Raw genomic sequence first — 18,829 nt, forward strand, 5'->3', positions numbered from 1 at the left:
GACTCACTGCGGTGAGCCCAGCAACCGATCAGCGCCCCGCATCCCGCACCGCCGCCGACGCCTCCACCGAGAAGCCGACGCTGCTGCTGCTCGACGGGCACTCGCTGGCCTATCGCGCGTTCTTCGCGCTGCCCGCCGAGAACTTCAAGACGCACAGCGGTCAGACCACGAACGCTGTGTACGGGTTCACCTCGATGCTGATCAACCTGCTGCGCGACGAGCAGCCCACGCACGTGGCGGCCGCCTTCGACGTCTCCCGGCAGACCTTCCGTGCGGAGGCGTTCCCCGAGTACAAGGCGAACCGCGCGAAGACCCCGGACGAGTTCAAGGGGCAGGTCGAGATCACCAAGGAGGTGCTCGGCGCGATGGGCATCCCGGTGATGGCCGAGGCCGGGTTCGAGGCCGACGACATCATCGCCACGCTCACCACCCAGGCCGGCGAGCTCGGCTACCGGGTCCTGGTGTGCACGGGCGACCGGGACTCGTTGCAGCTGGTCACCCCCGACGTCACCGTGCTGTACCCGAAGAAGGGCGTCTCCGACCTGACCCGGTTCACCCCGGAGGCGGTCGAGGAGAAGTACGGTCTCACCCCGCGCCAGTACCCGGACTACGCGGCGCTGCGCGGTGACCCGAGCGACAACCTGCCCGGCATCCCCGGGGTGGGGGAGAAGACCGCCGCCAAGTGGATCCGCGAGTACGGCTCGCTGAACGATCTCGTGGACCACGTCGACGAGGTCCGCGGCAAGGTCGGCGACTCGCTGCGGGCGAACCTGTCGTCGGTGGTGCTCAACCGCCAGCTCACCGAGATGGTGCGGGACGTGCCGCTGCCCTACACCCCCGACCAGCTGGCGCTCGCGCCGTGGGACCGCGACAAGATCCACAGCCTCTTCGACGACCTCGAGTTCCGGGTCCTGCGCGACCGGCTGTTCGACACCCTCGCCTCGGCCGAGCCGGAGGCAGAGGAGGGCTTCGAGGTGCGCGGTGGGGCGCTCGAGCCCGGCGCGGTGGCGTCCTGGCTCGCCGACCACGCCCGCGACGGCCGCCGCAGCGGACTGTCGGTGGTCGGCGTGGGCACCCCGTACGGCGGGGACGTGACCGCGATCGCGATCGCCGCGGCCGACGGCGAGGGCGGCTACGTCATCACGTCGACCGTGACGCCGGAGGACGAGAAGGCGCTCGGCGAGTGGCTCGCCGACGAGGCGGCGCCCAAGGCGTTGCACGAGGCGAAGGCCGCAGTGCACGCCCTCCGTGGGCGCGGCTGGACGCTCGGCGGGTTGACCAGCGACACCGCGCTCGCGGCCTACCTGGTGCGGCCCGGACAGCGCAGCTTCAACCTCGACGACCTGTCGCTGCGCTACCTCAAGCGGGAACTGCGCGTGGAGGACACCGGCGAGGCGCAGCTCTCGCTACTCGACGAGGAGGACCAGGCCGACGCGGCCGCCGCCGAGGGCGAGATCCTGCGCGCCCGCGCCGTGCTCGACCTCGCGGCGGCGCTCGACACCGAACTCGCGGCCATCGAATCGGAGCGACTGCTCACCGAGATGGAGTTGCCGCTGCTCGCGGTGCTCGCCGACGTCGAGGCCACCGGCATCGCCGTGGACACCGCGCACCTGCACGACCTGCAGTCCCGGTTCGCCGAGCAGATCGGTGACGCCGCCGACGCGGCGTACGAGGTGATCGGCAAGCAGATCAACCTGGGCTCGCCCAAGCAGTTGCAGGTGGTGCTCTTCGACGACCTCGGCATGCCGAAGACGAAGAAGACCAAGACCGGGTACACCACCGACGCGGCCGCGCTCGAGTCGCTGTTCGAGAAGACGCAGCATCCCTTCCTCGAGCATTTGCTCGCGCACCGTGACGCCACCCGACTCAAGGTCACCGTGGACGGACTGCTCAAGTCCGTGGCCGACGACGGCCGGATCCACACCACCTTCAACCAGACGGTCGCGGCCACCGGCCGGCTGTCCTCGACCGAGCCGAACCTGCAGAACATTCCGGTGCGCACCGACGCGGGCCGGGAGATTCGCGACGGCTTCGTCGTCGGCGCGGGCTTCGACTTCCTGATGACGGCCGACTACAGCCAGATCGAGATGCGGATCATGGCGCACCTGTCCCGGGACGAGGGCCTGATCGAGGCCTTCAACACCGGCGAGGACCTGCACAGCTTCGTCGGCTCCCGCGCGTTCGGGGTGCCGATCGAGGAGGTCACGGCGGAACTGCGGCGCCGGGTCAAGGCGATGTCGTACGGACTGGCATACGGGCTCAGCGCATTTGGTCTCGCCGCTCAGCTGAAGATCTCCACAGAGGAGGCGAAGGGGCAGATGGACGCCTACTTCGCCCGCTTCGGCGGCGTCCGCGACTACCTGCGCGAGGTGGTCGAGCAGGCCCGCAAGGACGGCTACACCTCGACGCTGTTCGGCCGGCGGCGTTACCTGCCCGACCTGAACTCCGACAACCGCCAGCGCCGCGAGGTGGCCGAGCGGGCCGCCCTCAACGCGCCGATCCAGGGCACGGCCGCGGACATCATCAAGGTCGCGATGATCGACGTGCAGAACGCGTTGGCCGGGTCGGGCCTGCGCTCGCGGATGCTGCTGCAGGTCCACGACGAACTGGTGCTCGAGGTGGTCGCCGAGGAGCGTGACGCGGTGGAGGCGCTGGTCCGGGAGAAGATGGCTGGCGCCATCGAGTTGTCGGTCCCGCTGGACGTGTCGGTGGGCACCGGACGAAGCTGGGACAGTGCAGCTCACTGACGGCACTGTGGAAGCATCGCTGGCATGAGTGTTCTGGTGTGTTTCCACGCGCATCCCGACGACGAGGTGTTCACCACCGGCGGGGTGATGCGGCAGGCGTCCGATGCCGGCCACCGCGTCGTGGTGGTCACCGCGACGGACGGCGCGCTGGGCGAGGTTCCGGAGGGGCTGCTCGATCCCGGCGAGTCGTTGGCGCAGCGGCGTCGGCGCGAGCTCGAGGAGTCGACGAGTGCGCTCGGTGCGCATCGAGTGGTCATGTTGCACTACCCGGACTCCGGTATGGCCGGGACGCCGGACAACGACAATCCCGACGCGTTCTGCAACGTGGACGTGGACCTCGCGGCCAAGCGGCTCGCCGAGATCCTCGCCGAGGAGTCCGCGGACGTGGTGACAATCTACGACTCCAACGGCGGCTACGGGCACCCGGATCACGTGCAGGTGCACCGGGTCGGCGTGCGGGCGGCGGAGCTCGCCGGCGTGCCGCACGTGTACGAGGCGGCCGTGAACCGCGACCACATGAAGCGGCTGATCGCGGCGAACCCGGCGTGGACCGATGAGGCGCAGCCGCCGGACGTCGACACCCTCGGCCTGCCCGAGTCGGAGATCACCACCGCGGTGGACGTGAGCGGTCAGATCGCGGCCAAGCGGGCCGCGATGCGCGCGCACGCCACGCAGGTCGGCGACTTCGGGCCGTTCCTGGAGATGCCCGAGGAGATGCTGGCGGCCGCCTTCGGGCTGGAGTGGTTCCGTCGGCGCGGCGCGGCCCCCGCATCACTGGAGACCGCGCTGCCGCTCTAGCGTTCGAACAGAGGCGCCCCGTCAGGCTTCCTGCTGCGCCGCGACCTGCTCGCGGACCTTGTCCATGTCCAGGGCCTTGACCTGGGTGACGAGGTCCTCGAGCGCGGCCGGGGGGAGTGCCCCGGGCTGCGAGAACACGAGGATGCCCTCGCGGAACGCCATGATGGTCGGGATCGAGCGGATGTTCGCGGCGGCCGCGAGCCCCTGCTCCGCCTCGGTGTCGACCTTGGCGTGCACCACGTCGGTGTGCTGTTCGGAGGACGCCTCGAAGGTGGGTGCGAAGGCGCGGCACGGTCCGCACCACGACGCCCAGAAGTCGACGAGCACCACGTCGTTGCCGCCGACGATGTCGTCGAAGTTCTGCTGGGTCAGGGTCTGGGTAGCCATGCGAATCCTCTCGTTGGGCCTTGTGCTGCGATTCAACAGCGCGACCACGGGAAATCTTCCCTCACGCGATCAGCCACTCCCGCTTCGCGTCGCTGTCCCAGCGCCGGATCCCGCTGGCGGCCCCCGAGCGTTCCCGCGGGTTCAGCAGGTTTATCGCGGGACCGACCTCGTCGGGGAACACCCGCCTGGCCAGCGTGATGTGCGGCGTCCAGTCCCCGGGATGAATGTGTGCGGGGATGCCCGGACTGGTGTGCAGCAGTCGAAAGACGGTCCGCTGCAACGAGAGCAGACCCGACGTGGGAATGACCAGGTACGCCAGCGTCTTCCGGTGCCCACCGAAGACAACCAGCCCGCCCAGTGACAGGTGGAGCTTCGGGGCGAGCAGTTCCTGCTGAAGCAGTAGTTCGGTTTCCGGCTCGATGTGCTGGGCGACCGCGAGCGTGACGTGCGGCCGGTTCGTCGACTTGCGCACGATGTCCTGGCTCGGCAGCTTGGCGTCGGACAGTCGCCGCCACTCCCGGCGTACCGCGGCGTCGAGGTCGGAGTCGAGCAGCAGTTCCACGGACTGGACCATCTGAGCAATGATGGTCGGGTGAACCTGCCGCGCGCAACAACACCCGAGTCCGCCCGGTTGGGCCTGCTGGTCGGCGACGGGATCGGGCACGAGATCGTGCCCGCCACGCAGCGCATCGTGGACACCGCGATGTCCGCGGTCGGTGCGCCGCCGATCGAGTGGGTCGACCTCCCCGTCGGTCTCGACGCGATCGCCGCGCACGGTTCCCCGATCCCGGACCAGACCCTGGATGCGCTCGGCGACCTCGATGGCTGGGTCCTGGGCCCGCACGACAGCGCCGCCTATCCGGCCGCGTTCCGCGGACAACTGACGCCGGGCGGCACGATTCGCAAACGGTTCGACCTGTTCGCGAACATCCGGCCGGCCCGCGCCTTCGCCGGTGTGCGCGCCACGGTCCCGGGGATGGACCTGGTGATCGTCCGGGAGAACACCGAAGGCTTCTACGCCGACCGCAACATGCACACGGGTAGTGGCGAATTCATGCCGACGCCCGACGTGGCACTGGCGGTCGCGGTGTTCACTCGGCGGGCGTGCGAACGCATCGCGCACGCCGCGTTCGATCTGGCGTCGCGGCGCCGTCGTCGAGTGACGGTGGTGCACAAGGCGAATGTGCTGTCGCTGACCACCGGGCTCTTCCGTGACGTGTGCCTCGAGGTCGGCGCGCAGTACCCCGGGGTGGAGGTGCGCACCGAGCACGTGGACGCCATGGCCGCACACCTGGTCCGGCGCGGTGCCGAGTTCGACGTCGTGGTCACGGAGAACATGTTCGGCGACATCCTCTCCGACCTCGCGGGCGAGCTGTCCGGTTCGCTCGGCATCGCGCCGTCGATCAACGCCTCGCAGACCCAGGCGATGGCGCAAGCGGCGCACGGCGCCGCCCCGGACATCGCGGGCCGCAACCGGGCGAACCCGACCGCGCTGATGCTCTCCGCCGCGATGCTGCTCGACTGGCTGTCCGGTCGGCGGGAATCGGACGAGCTCGGATCGGCCGCGGAGCGGATTCGCGGTGCGATAGTGCACACGCTCGAGGCCGGCGTCGCGACCGCGGACCTCGGCGGTCTCGCGTCCACCGCGGAGTTCACCGAAACCGTGGGGGCGCGAATCCTGCGGTGGTGACCGCGCTGCCAGTACGCTGCGAAGGGTGCGGTCCACGCCGGCTGGAGTCACCCCGTCGGTGCGTCGATTCCCGCGGCGCGCCCGATATTTCGGTGTGCTGGCGGCCGTTGTTCTCGCCGTGACCGGGTGCGTCCACAACAGTGAGGGCCTGGTGCCCCCGGCGACCGTGCACGTGGACCGGGTCGAGGAGATCGCCGCGCAGGTGCCGCCGGCGGTCGCGGCGAGCGGCCGGTTGAAGATCGGGGTGAACGTCCCGTACGCGCCCAACGAGTTCAAGGACGAATCCGGGAACATCGTCGGGTTCGACGTCGACCTGATGGATGCGGTCGCCGCGGTGATGGGTCTGCGGGCCGAGTTCAACCAGGCGGACTTCGACAAGATCATCCCCGCGGTGCAGGCCGGCACCTACGACGTGGGGATGTCCTCGTTCACGGACACCCTCGAACGGCAGAAGACGGTGGACTTCGTCGACTACTACCAGGCCGGCATCCAGTGGGCGCAGCGCGCCGGTGAGCCGGTCGACCCGAACGACGCCTGCGGGCTGCGGGTCGGAGTGCAGACGACCACCACCGAGGACATCGACGAGGTCCCCGCCAAGAGCGACGCCTGCGTCGCGGCAGGGAAGGACCCGATCGCGAAGATCAAGTACGACAGCCAGGACGACGTGTCCAACGCGCTGATCCTCGGCCGGATCGATGCGATGTCGGCGGACTCCCCGGTCACCGCGTACGCGATCAAACGCAGCAACGGCCGGCTCGAGAACGCGGGCCCGCAGTTCGACTCGGCGCCGTACGGCTGGCCCGTGAAGAAGGGCTCCCCGTTGGCGCCCGTGCTGCAGCAGTCCCTGCAGCACCTGATCGACACCGGCGCCTACCAGCAGATCGCCGACAACTGGGGTGTGGGGACCGGCACGGTCACCACCGCGCAGATCAACAGTGCGACGAGCTGACTTTCGGTCACGGCAGGAAGGCGGAGGGCGATGACGCAGGACACGGCACGCGAAGCCGAACGTGCGGACGAGCCGGAACCGATTCGGGCGGTGCCGCTGCGCCGGCCCGGGCGGTGGATCGCCGCCGTCGTGGTCGTGGTCCTGGTCGCGCTGTTCGTCTACGGCGCCGCCACCAACGAGGCCTTCGGCTGGGACGTGTACGGCCGGTACCTTTTCGACGCGCGAATCACGGAGGGTGCCTGGCGCACCATCACGCTGACCGTCCTCGCGATGGTCATCGCGGTGGTACTCGGTGTGATGCTGGCGGTGATGCGGTTGTCGCCGAATCCGGTGCTCCGCACCGCGGCGTGGGTGTACCTGTGGGTCTTTCGCGGCACGCCGGTGTACGTGCAGCTGGTGTTCTGGGGACTGTTCCCGTCGATCTACAAGACCGTGGCGCTCGGGATCCCGTTCGGTCCGCAGTTCGCGCACTTCGACCTGAAGGACCTGCAGGCGGCATTCCTGTTCGCCGTGATCGGGCTGGGCCTCAACGAGGCCGCGTACATGGCCGAGATCGTCCGCGCGGGAGTCGGTTCCGTCGGTGAGGGGCAGACTGAGGCGTCGACCGCGCTCGGCATGTCCTGGGCGCAGACGATGCGCCGGACCGTACTGCCGCAGGCGATGCGGGTGATCATCCCGCCGACCGGCAACGAGCTGATCAGCATGCTCAAGACCACCTCGTTGGTGCTCGCCGTGCCGTACACCGGCGAACTCTACGGCCGGACTCGGGACATCTCCGGCGCCAACTTCCAGCCGATCCCACTGCTGCTGGTCGCCGCGACCTGGTACCTGGCGATCACGAGTGTGCTGATGGTCGGGCAGTTCTACCTCGAGCGGCACTACTCGAAGGGACTGTCCCGGGTCCTCACCGCGCGACAGTTGCAGGCGCTCGCCGATGCGCAGCACAAACCGGTGCCGCCGGCGGCCGCACCCGACGCGGGAGGTCCGCTGTGACGACGACGCCGATGGTGAAGGCAGACCGCGTCTGCAAGAGCTTCGGGGCGCTCAAGGTGCTCAACGGGGTATCGCTGGAGATCGAGCGTGGTCAGGTGCTCTGCATGGTCGGGCCGTCGGGATCGGGAAAGTCGACGTTCCTGCGGTGCATCAACCACCTCGAGCAGGTCAGCGCCGGTCGGCTCTACGTCGACGGTGACCTCGTCGGCTACGAGGAGCGAGGCGACAAACTATACGAGCTGCGCCCCCGCGTCGCGGCCCGGCAGCGCCGCGACATCGGCATGGTGTTCCAGCACTTCAACCTGTTCCCCCACAGGACCGCGTTGGAGAACATCATCGAGGCGCCCACCCAGGTCAAGAAGGTGCGCAAGAAGGACGCGGTGGTCCGGGCGCGCGACCTCCTGGACCAGGTGGGGCTCAGCGAGAAGATCGACGCGTATCCGGCCCAACTGTCCGGCGGGCAGCAGCAGCGCGTCGCGATCGCGCGGGCGCTGGCGATGGACCCCAAGCTGATGCTCTTCGACGAGCCGACCTCCGCACTCGACCCCGAACTGGTGGGGGAGGTGCTCGGGGTCATGAAAACCCTCGCCAAGGAGGGCATGACGATGGTCGTGGTGACCCACGAGATGGGCTTCGCCCGCGAGGTCGCGGACCAGTTGGTGTTCATGGACGGCGGCGTGGTCGTCGAGTCGGGTGAGCCGCGGGAGATGTTGGCGAATCCGCAGCAGGACCGGACCAAGGCGTTCCTGTCCAGGCTGCTCTGACGCTTGCACGCACCTCCACCTGTCCGCCGCTGCCTGATCCGCCTCTGGGGTGGTATCGTAGTGATATCACTTTGATAGCGATCGAGGGGCAGACATGGAGCATCGGGCATTTCGGCTGAACGGATTCGGGGTACTGCTGGCGCTGGTGGTGCTGGCGGCGGGCGCCGCAGCACTGGCCGCGACGGGCAGCGGCGCAGGTGTCGCGGTGGGGGTCGTGCTGGCGGTTGTCGTGGTCGTCGGGATCACCGGGTTCACGGTGATCAACCCGAACGAGGCCAAGGTGGTCCAGTTCTTCGGCCGATACGTCGGATCCGTCGACGACGCCGGCTTCCAGTGGGTGATCCCGCTGACCACCAGACGTCGAGTCACGTTGCGGGTACGCAACTTCGAGACCGCCAAGCTCAAGGTGAACGACGCAGCGGGCAACCCCGTCGAGATCGCCGCGGTGGTCGTCTACAAGGTCGTCGACAGTGGCAAGGCAACCTTCGCCGTCGACGACTACGAGGAGTACGTCGCCATCCAGTCGGAGGCGGCGGTGCGGCACCTCGCGACCACTCACCCCTACGACTCCCATCAGGACGACCGCACCAGCCTGCGGGACGGCGCGGAGGTGGCGGCCGAGCTGACAGCGGAACTTCGCGAGCGGACCGACCTCGCGGGCGTGGAGGTGATCGAGGCCCGGATCACCCACCTGGCCTATGCACCGGAGATCGCGCAGGCGATGCTGGTGCGCCAGCAGGCCGCCCAGGTGGTCGCCGCCCGCACCATGATCGTCGAGGGCGCAGTCGGCATGGTCGGGCTCGCGCTGGACCGGCTGGGGGAGCAGGGCGTCGTCGAGCTCGACGAGGAGCGCAAGGCCAACATGGTGTCCAACCTGCTGGTCGTGCTTTGCGGGGACAAGGCGACGCAGCCGATCGTCAACGCGGGCTCGCTGTACTCGTAGACCCATGGTCGAACGCAAGAAGGTGCTGTTGCGGCTGGATCCGGCCGTCTACGACGCGATCGCGAAGTGGGCGGCCGACGACCTGCGCAGCGTGAACGCGCAACTCGAGTACGCGCTGCGGCGGGCGCTCGACGCCGCGGGCCGTCCGCCGCGCTCCCCCCACGATTGACTCCACCTCCGCGGGCGTGAGCGGACCGTTCGGGTTCACCACGAACCCGAACGGTCCGTTCACGCCGGCGGGTGGGGGACGTCAGGAGGGCTTGTGGCAGACGAAGATCGCGGTTCCGGGGAACAGTTGGCCCCGCAACGGACTCCACTGGCCCCACTCGCGATCGAGCCACTCCGGCCAGTCGGGTTCGACGATGTCGCGCAGTTCCAGTCCGGCGGCGACGATCTCGCGGACCCGGTCGCCGATGGTGCGGTGATGCTCGACGTACGTCGGCGTCCCGTCGTCGTCCACCTCGACGTAGGGCGTCCGGTCGAAGTACGGGATCGTCGCGGTGAGTCCCTTGGGCCCCGGGTCGTCCGGGAAGATCCAGCGCACCGGGTGATTGACCGAGAACACCCACCGACCACCAGGACGCAGCACCCGCGCGACCTCCCGCATCACCAACGCGGAGTCGGCGACGAACGGGACTGCGCCGAACGCCGAGCACGCGATGTCGAACGACTCGTCGGCGAACGGCAGGGCCTCCGCGCCCGCCTGCACCAGCGGCACCTTCGGCCCGCCGGCTGCCATCGCGTCGACGCCGCGGGTCAGCATCCCGCGCGAGAGGTCGAGCCCGACCGCGCGGGCGCCCTGCCCGGCGAGCCAGCGTGCGCACGGTGCGGACCCACACCCGACCTCGAGGATGTCCTTGCCCGCGACGTCGCCGAGCAGGTGCACGTCGCCCTCGTGCAGACCCTCGGGGCACCAGACGAATTCGCCGCCGGCGGACGCCACGCCGAGGAACTCCCCGTGGGTGCGGTGGTAGTCGTCGGCGTCGGCGTCCCACCAGGCCCGGCTCGCCCGCTCGCTGTCGGCGGAGCCGACCCGGGTGCGGCTCACGCCCGCGGTACCGAGGGCTGCGTTGGCCGCGGCGTGGCGATCATCGGGAGTGGGGGGTTGCGTCATGCAGGGATCATCCACCGTCCGGTCTCGTCCGGCGGCCGCGGGTCAGGGCAGCCTGCGGGTGAGCACCAGCGCCGCTCCGGCCGAGACGATCAGCGTCAGTGTGCCGGCGACCAGCCACGGCCGGCTCGCGTCGGAGCGGGTGGTCTCGTAGCCGATCTGTTCCTGCAGGCTCTGGTAGCTCTTGCGTAGTTCCGTGCCACTGGTCGCGGTGAACGACGAGCCGCCCGAGAGTCGGGCGATCTCGGCGAGCGAGGCGTCGTCGACGGGGACCGGGATCTGCTGATTCTCGATCGTGACCGTCCCGGTGGTGGTCCCGAAGGAAATCGTCGACACCGGCACACCCTTGTCCTTCGCCTGGCGCGCCGCGGTGAATGCGCCGCGGCGGTCGTCGAGGTCCTCCGGCACGGTCTCCTTGCCGTCCGACTCGACGACGATCCGCGCGGGTGGGGCGCCCTCGCCGCTGACCACTGCGCCGAACGCGTCGATCGCCTGGAGGGCGGTGAAGATCGCCTCCCCGGTGGCGGTGCGTTCGGCGAGTTGCAGGTGGTCGATCGCGGCCTTGACCGCGGTCCGGTCGCGGGTCGGCGACACCAGCACCGAAGCGGTTCCCGCGAAGGCCTCCAGTCCGAGGTTGATGCCCGGGGTGAGGTCGTCCGCGAACGCCTTGGCCGCCTCCTGCGCTGCCGCGATGCGCGAGGGCGTGACGTCCGTGGACTTCATGGACAGCGACACGTCGATGACCAGCATCACGGTGGCCCGGTTGCGGGGGATCCGTTGCGCGGCGGTCGGGCCGGCCAGCGCGACGATCAGGAGCACGGTTCCGGCCAGGAACAGGGCGGTCGGAACGTGTCGGGACGCGCTGCGGCGCCGCGGCGCCACCTTCTCGAGCAGTGCGAGGTTGGTGAACCGCAGGAAGTGGCGCCGGCGCAGCCGTTGCACGACCAGGTAGCCGACGAGCAGCCCGACAGGGGCGAGCAGCAGCAGTAGCCACCACGGCGATGCGAACTGGGTCGCGCTCACGCGGTTTCGGTTGTCATCGTGGCACTCCTGTATGAGATGAGTCACTTCGACCGTACCGATTCGGTGCTGAGGAGACGCTGAGTTCTCGCCGCGCTTCCGCCCGGGTTTGCCCAGCTAACTACCGGTCGCGTACCCTAATCCACGCGAGTGTCCACAATGCCGCATCGAATCCGGCGCGGCGCGGGGATGTTCGTGAGTCCGACAGAACACCATCAACCGACTATCTATCCCTCCGGAGCAACTCACCTAATGCCCTCCACAACCACCACCTCGCCGCAGGTAGCCGTCAACGACATCGGCTCTGCCGAGGACTTCCTCGCCGCCATCGACGCCACGATCAAGTACTTCAACGATGGCGACATCGTCGAAGGCACCATCGTCAAGGTCGACCGCGACGAGGTCCTGCTCGACATCGGTTACAAGACCGAAGGTGTCATCCCTTCCCGCGAGCTCTCCATCAAGCACGACGTCGACCCCAACGAGGTCGTCTCCGTGGGCGATGAGGTCGAAGCCCTGGTCCTCACCAAGGAGGACAAGGAAGGTCGACTGATCCTGTCGAAGAAGCGCGCACAGTACGAGCGCGCCTGGGGCACCATCGAGGAGCTCAAGGAGAAGGACGAGGCCGTCAAGGGCACCGTCATCGAGGTCGTCAAGGGCGGCCTGATCCTCGACATCGGCCTCCGTGGCTTCCTCCCCGCCTCGCTCGTCGAGATGCGTCGCGTCCGCGACCTCCAGCCGTACGTCGGCAAGGAGATCGAGGCCAAGATCATCGAGCTCGACAAGAACCGCAACAACGTGGTCCTGTCGCGTCGCGCATGGCTCGAGCAGACCCAGTCCGAGGTCCGCAGCGAGTTCCTGCACCAGCTGCAGAAGGGCCAGGTCCGCAAGGGCGTCGTGTCCTCCATCGTCAACTTCGGTGCCTTCGTGGACCTGGGTGGCGTCGACGGCCTGGTGCACGTCTCCGAGCTGTCCTGGAAGCACATCGACCACCCGTCCGAGGTTGTCGAGGTCGGCAACGAGGTCACCGTCGAGGTCCTCGACGTCGACCTGGACCGCGAGCGTGTCTCCCTGTCGCTGAAGGCGACCCAGGAAGATCCGTGGCGTCAGTTCGCCCGCACGCACGCCATCGGCCAGATCGTGCCCGGCAAGGTCACCAAGCTGGTTCCGTTCGGTGCCTTCGTGCGCGTCGAAGAGGGAATCGAAGGCCTCGTCCACATCTCCGAGCTGGCCGAGCGCCACGTGGAGGTCCCGGACCAGGTTGTCGGCGTCGGCGACGATGCGCTCGTCAAGGTCATCGACATCGACCTCGAGCGTCGCCGTATCTCGCTCTCGCTCAAGCAGGCGAACGAGGACTACAACGCCGAGTTCGACCCGTCCAAGTACGGCATGGCCGACTCGTACGACGAGCAGGGCAACTACATCTTCCCCGAGGGCTTCGATCCCGAGACCAACGAATGGCTCGAGGGCTTCGACAAGCAGCGTGAAGAGTGGGAAGGCCGCTACGCCGAGGCCGAGCGTCGCCACAAGATGCACACCGCTCAGATGGAGAAGACCGCCGCAGACGAGGCCGCCGAGGCTGCCAACGCTGCCGCCGGCTACTCCTCGGAGTCCGGTTCCGCCGAGGGTGGCGAGTCCGCCAGCACCTCGTCGACCGAGGCGAGCGGATCCCTGGCCAGCGATGCTCAGCTCGCTGCGCTGCGGGAGAAGCTGTCCGGCAACGCGTGACGTGACGACCCGCTAGCCGGGTCGACAGAAGAACCCCGGTCCTGCACCTGCAGGGCCGGGGTTCTTTGTCATCGGAACGGTTGGTGTCGGTTCACGCTCCCGGACTGGATATCAGTTCGTCGAGCATCGCGGCCTTCTCCACCAGGTCGTGCTCGGTGGGATTGTCGCCGTCGGGAAGTTCCTGCCGCAGGTCGTCGCGCGTGGTGACGACCCAGGACGAGCGCTCAGACGCATCGCCGCCCGCCAGTACCTTGATCGAGCCTTCCTCGAGCACCAACGTCGGAGCGTCGACGGAGCTGTCGAGGAGCTTTCGCAAATCGTCCGCTGTGACAGTCATGTCCTCACGGTAGAACCGTGGCGGCCGGCTCGCCAGACGACAGTGACCCCGCCCGAGATTCGGGCGGGGTCACTGTCGATAGCCGGATTGTTACCAGGCGCTGCGGATCAGCTCGTGGCGACCGCGCCCGCGCCCCAGGCGCCCTGCATCTCGGCGGTGCGCTTGCGCATCGTCGCGAAGCTGTGCCGGGCCGGGCTGATCATCTGGGTGAACCAGTTGCGGTGGTGCTCGTGCAGTGCCGCTGCCACTTCCGGGATCAGGATGCAATGCACCCCGTCGACCATGCCAAGACGGTGCCGACCGGGGAAATTGACAGTGCTTCGCATGATGATCCTTCGTCTGAGATTTGGGCGGCCTGGCGCGTCCGCTAGAAGATAACCGAGAAATGCTCAAACCTGGTGTATTTAGGCCATGTGTGCTGCGGCGTGTTTGGTGACAGACTGGAGCGCGTGTTGCGAATCGGCCTCACCGGAGGCATTGGAGCGGGAAAGTCCACCGTGTCACGGATCCTCGGCGATCTCGGGGCAGTTGTCGTCGACGCCGACCTGATCGCGCGGGAGGTCGTCGAACCCGGAACGCCGGGCCTGGCCGCGTTGGTCGACGAGTTCGGTACGGGAATCCTCCAGCCGGACGGTCAGCTCGACCGACCGGCATTGGCGGCCACCGTATTCGGCGACGACGAGGCCCGGGGCAGGCTCAACGCGGTGGTGCATCCGCTGATCGGTGCGCGCACCTCAGAGCTGGTCGACTCGGCGCCATCGGATTCGGTTGTGCTGCAGGATATCCCGCTTCTCGTCGAGGGGCGAATGGGTGCACTGTTCAATCTTGTCGTGGTCGTCTACGTCGCTGCCGAGGAACGTGTGCGACGACTGGTCGAGCTGCGCGGGATGCCCGAGGAGGACGCACGGGCCCGAATGTCGGCCCAGGCCAACGACGATCAGCGTCGCGCCGCGGCCGACGTCTGGCTCGACAACAGCGGCCCGCAGGGCAGTCTGGACGCACCGGTCAAGGCGTTGTGGGAACGGTTGCTCGGGTACGCGCACAACATCGAGTCCGGGACGGTCGTGCGGACAGCCCCGGTGCTGGTGCCGGCGGATCCGACGTGGCCCGAGCAGGCACGCAGGCTCGTGGCCCGACTCCAACTTGTCTGCGGCGAGGCCGCACTGCGGATCGATCACATCGGGTCGACCGCGGTGCCCGGACTCGACGCGAAGGACGTCCTCGACGTGCAGGTGACGGTGACGAGTCTTGCCGCCGCGGACGCGCTGGCCGACGCGCTGGCCGACGCCGGGTTCCCGTGCGTCGCGTCGGTCACCCGCGACGACCCGAAGCCCGAGTACGGCATCGGCGGAGAAGCCGACCTCGCGCTGTGGGACAAGCGGTTTCATGCCGGCGCGGATCCCGGCAGGCCGGTGAACGTCCATCTCCGGGTGGACGGCTGGCCCGGGCAGCGTTTCGCCCTGCTGTTCCGTGACTGGCTTCGCGCCGACCCGCAGGTGGCCGCCGAGTACCTCGAGGTGAAGCGTCGCGCTGCGGCGTCGGTGGCCGGCGAACCGGACGTCGAGGCCGCAACGGAGGCGTACGTCGACGCGAAGACGCCGTGGTTCGACGCCGCGTACCAGCGGGCTTCGGCGTGGGCGCAGGAGACCGGCTGGTCGCCGGCTTGACCCGGGCGCCCGGGTCAGCGCCAGCTGATCGGCATGCCCCGTTCGGCGAGCCAGGCGTCGAGGTCGTGGCCGTGCGCGGCAATGCCGTCCACGGCCGCCGTCGCGACGAGGACGGCCCGTTCGGCGGCGGCGGCGGCGAGATGGCCCGCGGAATGCGCGGCGATGAGTTCGTCGACGTCGAGCAGTTGGGTGTCGCGCCCGGTCCGCACCACCAGGTCCAGGTAGTGGTCCTCCGAGCGCCACACGTGCTCGCCGGCGGTGAAGTCTCCGATGTCGACGTACCGGTCCTGGTCGCGGGCATGGAACGGGTGGTAGTGGAAGATCGACGCCCGCAGGCCGAGCGACGGCAGCAGCCACGACTCCAGGTAGTGGAAATGCGGATGGTCGGCGGGCCGGGCCATGTAGAGCCCCCACGGTTCCACCCGGAAGTGGTCGACCGGGCGGACGAATCCCTTGGGATCGGTGTTGGTCCGGTCCACGAGGTTGAAGGCCTCGACTTTCGGGGCGTGCACGTCCATAGCTGCTGAACCTACCGGTCGGGCGGGGCCGGCACGGCTGCGCCGGGAACCTGTCGGACCCGCGGCCTACCCTGGTGCCATGGCGTTTGCATCCGAGCATCCCGTGGTGGCGCAGTCCGAGTTCCGGCCGGTCGGAGACATCGAGCGGTCGGAGGCCCGTTTCGAGGTGGTGAGCGAGCATCGGCCCGCGGGTGACCAGCCCGCAGCGCTCGCCGAGCTCGAGCGGCGCATCCGGGCCGACGAGAAGGACGTCGTACTGCTCGGTGCGACCGGCACCGGCAAGTCGGCGACCACGGCGTGGCTGATCGAGAAGCTGCAGCGACCCACACTGCTGATGGCGCCGAACAAGACCCTTGCCGCCCAGTTGGCGAACGAGCTGCGCGAGATGCTGCCGAACAACGCGGTCGAGTACTTCGTCTCGTACTACGACTACTACCAGCCCGAGGCGTACATCGCCCAGACGGACACCTACATCGAGAAGGACTCGTCGATCAACGACGACGTCGAGCGGCTGCGGCACTCGGCGACCTCGAGCCTGCTCTCGCGTCGGGACGTCGTGGTGGTCGCCTCGGTCTCGTGCATCTACGGTCTCGGTACCCCGCAGTCCTACCTGGACCGGTCCATCCAGCTCGACGTCGGGCTGGAGGTGCCGCGCGACGGGCTGCTGCGACTGCTCGTCGACGTGCAGTACAACCGCAACGACGTGGCGTTCACCCGCGGCTCCTTCCGGGTGCGCGGGGACACCGTCGAGATCATCCCGTCCTACGAGGAACTCGCCGTCCGGATCGAGTTCTTCGGCGACGAGATCGAGGCCCTGTACTACCTGCACCCGCTGACCGGTGAGGTGGTGCGCCAGGTGAATACGGTGCGCATCTTCCCCGCTACCCACTACGTCGCGGGACCGGAGCGGATGGAGCGCGCCGTCAAGGACATCGAGGCGGAACTCGAGGAGCGGCTCGCGGACCTCGAGGGACGCGGAAAGCTGCTCGAGGCGCAGCGGCTGCGGATGCGCACCAACTACGACATCGAGATGATCAAGCAGGTCGGCTTCTGCTCCGGCATCGAGAACTACTCGCGGCACATCGACGGGCGCGGCGCCGGCACTGCGCCGGCCACCCTCATCGACTACTTCCCGGAGGACTTCCTGCTCGTCATCGACGAGTCGCACGTGACGGTCCCGCAGATCGGCGCCATGTACGAGGGCGACATGTCCCGCAAGCGCAACCTCGTCGAGTACGGGTTCCGGCTGCCCTCTGCCACCGACAACCGCCCACTGACCTGGGAGGAGTTCACCCAGCGCATCGGCCAGACCGTGTACCTGTCCGCCACGCCCGGCAAGTACGAGCTGGGCCAGGCCGGCGGCGAGTTCGTCGAACAGGTCATCCGCCCCACCGGACTGGTGGACCCGGAGGTGGTGGTCAAGCCGACGAAGGGTCAGATCGACGACCTGGTCCACGAGATCCGGCAGCGCACCGAGAAGGACGAGCGCGTGCTGGTCACCACGCTGACCAAGAAGATGGCCGAGGACCTCACCGACTACCTGCTCGAACTCGGGATCCGGGTCCGGTACCTGCACTCGGACATCGACACCCTCCGCCGGGTGGAGTTGCTGCGCCAACTACGCCTGGGCGAGTACGACGTGCTGGTCGGCATCAACCTGCTACGCGAGGGCCTCGACCTGCCCGAGGTGTCGCTGGTCGCGATCCTCGATGCCGACAAGGAAGGCTTCCTGCGCAGCTCGACCAGCCTCATCCAGACCATCGGTCGCGCCGCCCGCAACGTGTCCGGGCAGGTGCACATGTACGCGGACAAGATCACCGACTCGATGGCCCAGGCGATCGAGGAGACGGACCGACGCCGTGAGAAGCAGATCGCCTACAACAAGGAGAGGGGCGTCGATCCGCAGCCGCTGCGCAAGAAGATCGCCGACATTCTCGACCAGGTCTACGAGGAAGCCGACGACACCGCAGCCGGGGTGGACATCGGCGGGTCGGGCCGCAACGCCAGCCGCGGCAGGCGGGCGCAGGGCGAGGCGGGCCGTGCGGTCAGCGCGGGCGTGTACGAGGGCCGTGACGTCAAGGCCATGCCACGGGCCGAATTGGCCGATCTGGTCAAGGAACTCACCGACCAGATGATGAACGCCGCACGGGAGCTTCAGTTCGAGCTGGCCGGTCGACTTCGCGACGAGATCCAGGACCTCAAGAAGGAACTCCGCGGGATGGACGCGGCCGGGCTGCAGTAGCACCGAGTCTCGCTGCAGGAAAGGCGTCGTTCACCTGCCACGGCTACTGTGAGCGGCATGGACGCCCAGTCGGCCGGTCAGGCCGCTCGCACCCTCGACCTCATCCACGGTATGTCCTACTTCGCGCCCGAGGCGAACGAAGCCCTCGTGGTCGCGGGCCTGCATCCCGGCCGAATGTGTTACTTCGCAGCGCGTTCGGCGGCGATGGGTGCGGTGACCGGCGCCGTCGTGGCCGCGACCTTCTACAACTTCAACCCGCAGCTGGTCGCCAAGTACATCCCCGCCGCCTGGTCACTTGCTTCCCCGGTGCAGATCGTCGCCGCGCGCTACCGGGGCGTCGATGCGGCCCTGCGCCGGCTGCTCGGCCGCGACCTCCTCGACTCCGCCGACCTCGTGGAGGCCTCGGAGTTGGCCGCGACCGCCGCCCGGGCCATCCCCGCCGCGGACGGCAGACCCCTCTACGCCGCGCACGCCGAAACGTCCTGGCCCACTGCGCCGCATCTGGTGCTGTGGCATGCGCTGACCCTGCTGCGTGAGTACCGCGGCGACGGCCACGTCGCGGCGCTGCAGACCGCCGGATTGTCGGGCGTCGAGGCGCTGGTCTCGCACACGGCGACCGGTGCCGGTTTCCAGGAGGAGTTCGCGCGGACGCGCCGCGGCTGGTCCGAGGAGCAGTGGGCGCACGCGCGCGACCGACTCTCCACCCGCGGTCTGCTGGCCGGTTCGGGGGAGTTGACCGCGGCCGGTCTCGCGCTGAGGGAGCGCGTCGAGGCCGTCACCGACGAGTTGTCATTCGCTCCTTGGGCCGCCCTCGGCGCCGACGGCGCCGCGCGACTGCTGGAGGTCGGGACCGCGATACGCGCACGGATCGTCGCGGAGGGCACCTTTCCGGCAGACATGTTCGGTCCGGGCGTGCGGGTGTGAGTCCCCGTCGG

The 18,829-nt window shown here is 68.7% G+C and carries 19 protein-coding genes; 12 read left to right on the plus strand and 7 right to left on the minus strand.

The genetic code is table 11. The features are described 5' to 3' along the window. Window positions 1-11 precede the first annotated feature (11 nt). Complete coding sequence (gene polA, locus FK531_RS21500) at window positions 12-2,747, plus strand: DNA polymerase I (protein ID WP_142103131.1); 2,736 nt, start codon at window positions 12-14, stop codon at window positions 2,745-2,747. 24 nt (window positions 2,748-2,771) lie between these two features. Further along, window positions 2,772-3,545, plus strand: a complete 774-nt coding sequence (locus FK531_RS21505; protein WP_142103133.1) for a PIG-L family deacetylase — start codon at window positions 2,772-2,774, stop codon at window positions 3,543-3,545. Window positions 3,546-3,566: 21 nt separating this feature from the next. Here FK531_RS21505 and trxA read toward each other — a convergent pair whose 3' ends face one another. Next, a complete protein-coding gene (gene trxA, locus FK531_RS21510; RefSeq protein ID WP_142103134.1) occupies window positions 3,567-3,932 on the minus strand; it encodes a thioredoxin in 366 nt (121 codons plus the stop codon). A 61-nt stretch (window positions 3,933-3,993) separates the two neighbouring features. Continuing rightward, window positions 3,994-4,506, minus strand: coding sequence for a 2'-5' RNA ligase family protein (locus tag FK531_RS21515; RefSeq protein WP_142103136.1), 513 nt, complete (start codon window positions 4,504-4,506; stop codon window positions 3,994-3,996). A 24-nt stretch (window positions 4,507-4,530) separates the two neighbouring features. On the opposite strand from FK531_RS21515, the gene FK531_RS21520 reads away from it, so the two are divergent. From FK531_RS21520 to FK531_RS22520, 6 genes are all read left to right on the plus strand, one after another. Further along, entirely contained in the window at window positions 4,531-5,622 is a 1,092-nt protein-coding gene (locus FK531_RS21520; protein WP_142103238.1) for an isocitrate/isopropylmalate dehydrogenase family protein, read from the plus strand. Between the two features lie 58 nt (window positions 5,623-5,680). After that, a complete protein-coding gene (locus tag FK531_RS21525; RefSeq protein WP_142103240.1) occupies window positions 5,681-6,571 on the plus strand; it encodes an ABC transporter substrate-binding protein in 891 nt (296 codons plus the stop codon). 30 nt (window positions 6,572-6,601) lie between these two features. Then, window positions 6,602-7,564: an amino acid ABC transporter permease gene (locus tag FK531_RS21530; RefSeq protein WP_142103138.1), complete on the plus strand. Its 963-nt coding sequence runs from the start codon at window positions 6,602-6,604 to the stop codon at window positions 7,562-7,564. Window positions 7,565-7,575: 11 nt separating this feature from the next. Then, window positions 7,576-8,328 carry an amino acid ABC transporter ATP-binding protein gene (locus FK531_RS21535; protein ID WP_142103242.1) on the plus strand — a complete coding sequence of 251 codons (753 nt, stop codon included), beginning with the start codon at window positions 7,576-7,578 and terminating at the stop codon, window positions 8,326-8,328. Between the two features lie 94 nt (window positions 8,329-8,422). Further along, window positions 8,423-9,271, plus strand: coding sequence for an SPFH domain-containing protein (locus FK531_RS21540; protein ID WP_142103140.1), 849 nt, complete (start codon window positions 8,423-8,425; stop codon window positions 9,269-9,271). 4 nt (window positions 9,272-9,275) lie between these two features. Then, window positions 9,276-9,440, plus strand: coding sequence for a type II toxin-antitoxin system antitoxin (locus FK531_RS22520; protein WP_181763069.1), 165 nt, complete (start codon window positions 9,276-9,278; stop codon window positions 9,438-9,440). Window positions 9,441-9,521: 81 nt separating this feature from the next. On the opposite strand, the gene FK531_RS21545 is transcribed toward FK531_RS22520, so the two are convergent. Both FK531_RS21545 and FK531_RS21550 read right to left on the minus strand, forming a co-directional pair. Beyond that, the gene (locus tag FK531_RS21545; RefSeq protein ID WP_142103141.1) at window positions 9,522-10,385 is read right to left on the minus strand and encodes a class I SAM-dependent methyltransferase; all 864 of its coding nucleotides are present in this window, start codon (window positions 10,383-10,385) and stop codon (window positions 9,522-9,524) included. Window positions 10,386-10,427: 42 nt separating this feature from the next. Beyond that, window positions 10,428-11,405 carry a VWA domain-containing protein gene (locus tag FK531_RS21550; RefSeq protein WP_142103143.1) on the minus strand — a complete coding sequence of 326 codons (978 nt, stop codon included), beginning with the start codon at window positions 11,403-11,405 and terminating at the stop codon, window positions 10,428-10,430. Between the two features lie 249 nt (window positions 11,406-11,654). Here FK531_RS21550 and rpsA point away from each other — a divergent pair, with 249 nt between their 5' ends. Further along, window positions 11,655-13,130 (plus strand): 30S ribosomal protein S1, encoded by a 1,476-nt coding sequence (gene rpsA / locus FK531_RS21555; protein ID WP_142103145.1) that lies wholly within the window; start codon window positions 11,655-11,657, stop codon window positions 13,128-13,130. A 91-nt stretch (window positions 13,131-13,221) separates the two neighbouring features. On the opposite strand, the gene FK531_RS21560 is transcribed toward rpsA, so the two are convergent. Continuing rightward, window positions 13,222-13,467, minus strand: coding sequence for a hypothetical protein (locus tag FK531_RS21560; protein ID WP_142103147.1), 246 nt, complete (start codon window positions 13,465-13,467; stop codon window positions 13,222-13,224). A gap of 107 nt (window positions 13,468-13,574) precedes the next feature. After that, on the minus strand, window positions 13,575-13,793 hold the full coding sequence (locus tag FK531_RS21565; protein WP_142103149.1) for a hypothetical protein: 219 nt from the start codon (window positions 13,791-13,793) through the stop codon (window positions 13,575-13,577). A 123-nt stretch (window positions 13,794-13,916) separates the two neighbouring features. On the opposite strand from FK531_RS21565, the gene coaE reads away from it, so the two are divergent. Continuing rightward, the gene (gene coaE / locus FK531_RS21570) at window positions 13,917-15,134 is read left to right on the plus strand and encodes a dephospho-CoA kinase (RefSeq protein ID WP_142103151.1); all 1,218 of its coding nucleotides are present in this window, start codon (window positions 13,917-13,919) and stop codon (window positions 15,132-15,134) included. Window positions 15,135-15,148: 14 nt separating this feature from the next. Here the strand turns inward: coaE and FK531_RS21575 are convergent, their stop codons facing one another. After that, window positions 15,149-15,652, minus strand: coding sequence for a ribonuclease FAU-1 family protein (locus tag FK531_RS21575; protein WP_142103153.1), 504 nt, complete (start codon window positions 15,650-15,652; stop codon window positions 15,149-15,151). Window positions 15,653-15,731: 79 nt separating this feature from the next. Here FK531_RS21575 and uvrB point away from each other — a divergent pair, with 79 nt between their 5' ends. Together uvrB and FK531_RS21585 are read left to right on the plus strand one after the other, a co-directional pair. Continuing rightward, entirely contained in the window at window positions 15,732-17,894 is a 2,163-nt protein-coding gene (uvrB, locus tag FK531_RS21580; protein ID WP_142103155.1) for an excinuclease ABC subunit UvrB, read from the plus strand. Window positions 17,895-17,951: 57 nt separating this feature from the next. After that, complete coding sequence (locus FK531_RS21585; protein ID WP_142103157.1) at window positions 17,952-18,818, plus strand: SCO6745 family protein; 867 nt, start codon at window positions 17,952-17,954, stop codon at window positions 18,816-18,818. The last annotated feature ends 11 nt before the right edge of the window (window positions 18,819-18,829 follow it).

Source organism: Rhodococcus spelaei (assembly GCF_006704125.1).
GTDB classification, from domain to species: domain Bacteria; phylum Actinomycetota; class Actinomycetes; order Mycobacteriales; family Mycobacteriaceae; genus Rhodococcus_G; species Rhodococcus_G spelaei.

Coding starts and splice junctions, on each gene's coding strand:
- FK531_RS21505 (WP_142103133.1), top strand. CDS start 2,772: ATGAGTGTTCTGGTGTGTTTCCACGCGCATCCCGACGACGAGGTGTTC.
- trxA (WP_142103134.1), bottom strand. CDS start 3,932: ATGGCTACCCAGACCCTGACCCAGCAGAACTTCGACGACATCGTCGGC.
- FK531_RS21515 (WP_142103136.1), bottom strand. CDS start 4,506: ATGGTCCAGTCCGTGGAACTGCTGCTCGACTCCGACCTCGACGCCGCG.
- FK531_RS21530 (WP_142103138.1), top strand. CDS start 6,602: ATGACGCAGGACACGGCACGCGAAGCCGAACGTGCGGACGAGCCGGAA.
- FK531_RS21535 (WP_142103242.1), top strand. CDS start 7,576: ATGGTGAAGGCAGACCGCGTCTGCAAGAGCTTCGGGGCGCTCAAGGTG.
- FK531_RS21540 (WP_142103140.1), top strand. CDS start 8,423: ATGGAGCATCGGGCATTTCGGCTGAACGGATTCGGGGTACTGCTGGCG.
- FK531_RS22520 (WP_181763069.1), top strand. CDS start 9,276: ATGGTCGAACGCAAGAAGGTGCTGTTGCGGCTGGATCCGGCCGTCTAC.
- FK531_RS21545 (WP_142103141.1), bottom strand. CDS start 10,385: ATGACGCAACCCCCCACTCCCGATGATCGCCACGCCGCGGCCAACGCA.
- rpsA (WP_142103145.1), top strand. CDS start 11,655: ATGCCCTCCACAACCACCACCTCGCCGCAGGTAGCCGTCAACGACATC.
- FK531_RS21560 (WP_142103147.1), bottom strand. CDS start 13,467: ATGACTGTCACAGCGGACGATTTGCGAAAGCTCCTCGACAGCTCCGTC.
- FK531_RS21565 (WP_142103149.1), bottom strand. CDS start 13,793: ATGCGAAGCACTGTCAATTTCCCCGGTCGGCACCGTCTTGGCATGGTC.
- FK531_RS21575 (WP_142103153.1), bottom strand. CDS start 15,652: ATGGACGTGCACGCCCCGAAAGTCGAGGCCTTCAACCTCGTGGACCGG.
- uvrB (WP_142103155.1), top strand. CDS start 15,732: ATGGCGTTTGCATCCGAGCATCCCGTGGTGGCGCAGTCCGAGTTCCGG.
- FK531_RS21585 (WP_142103157.1), top strand. CDS start 17,952: ATGGACGCCCAGTCGGCCGGTCAGGCCGCTCGCACCCTCGACCTCATC.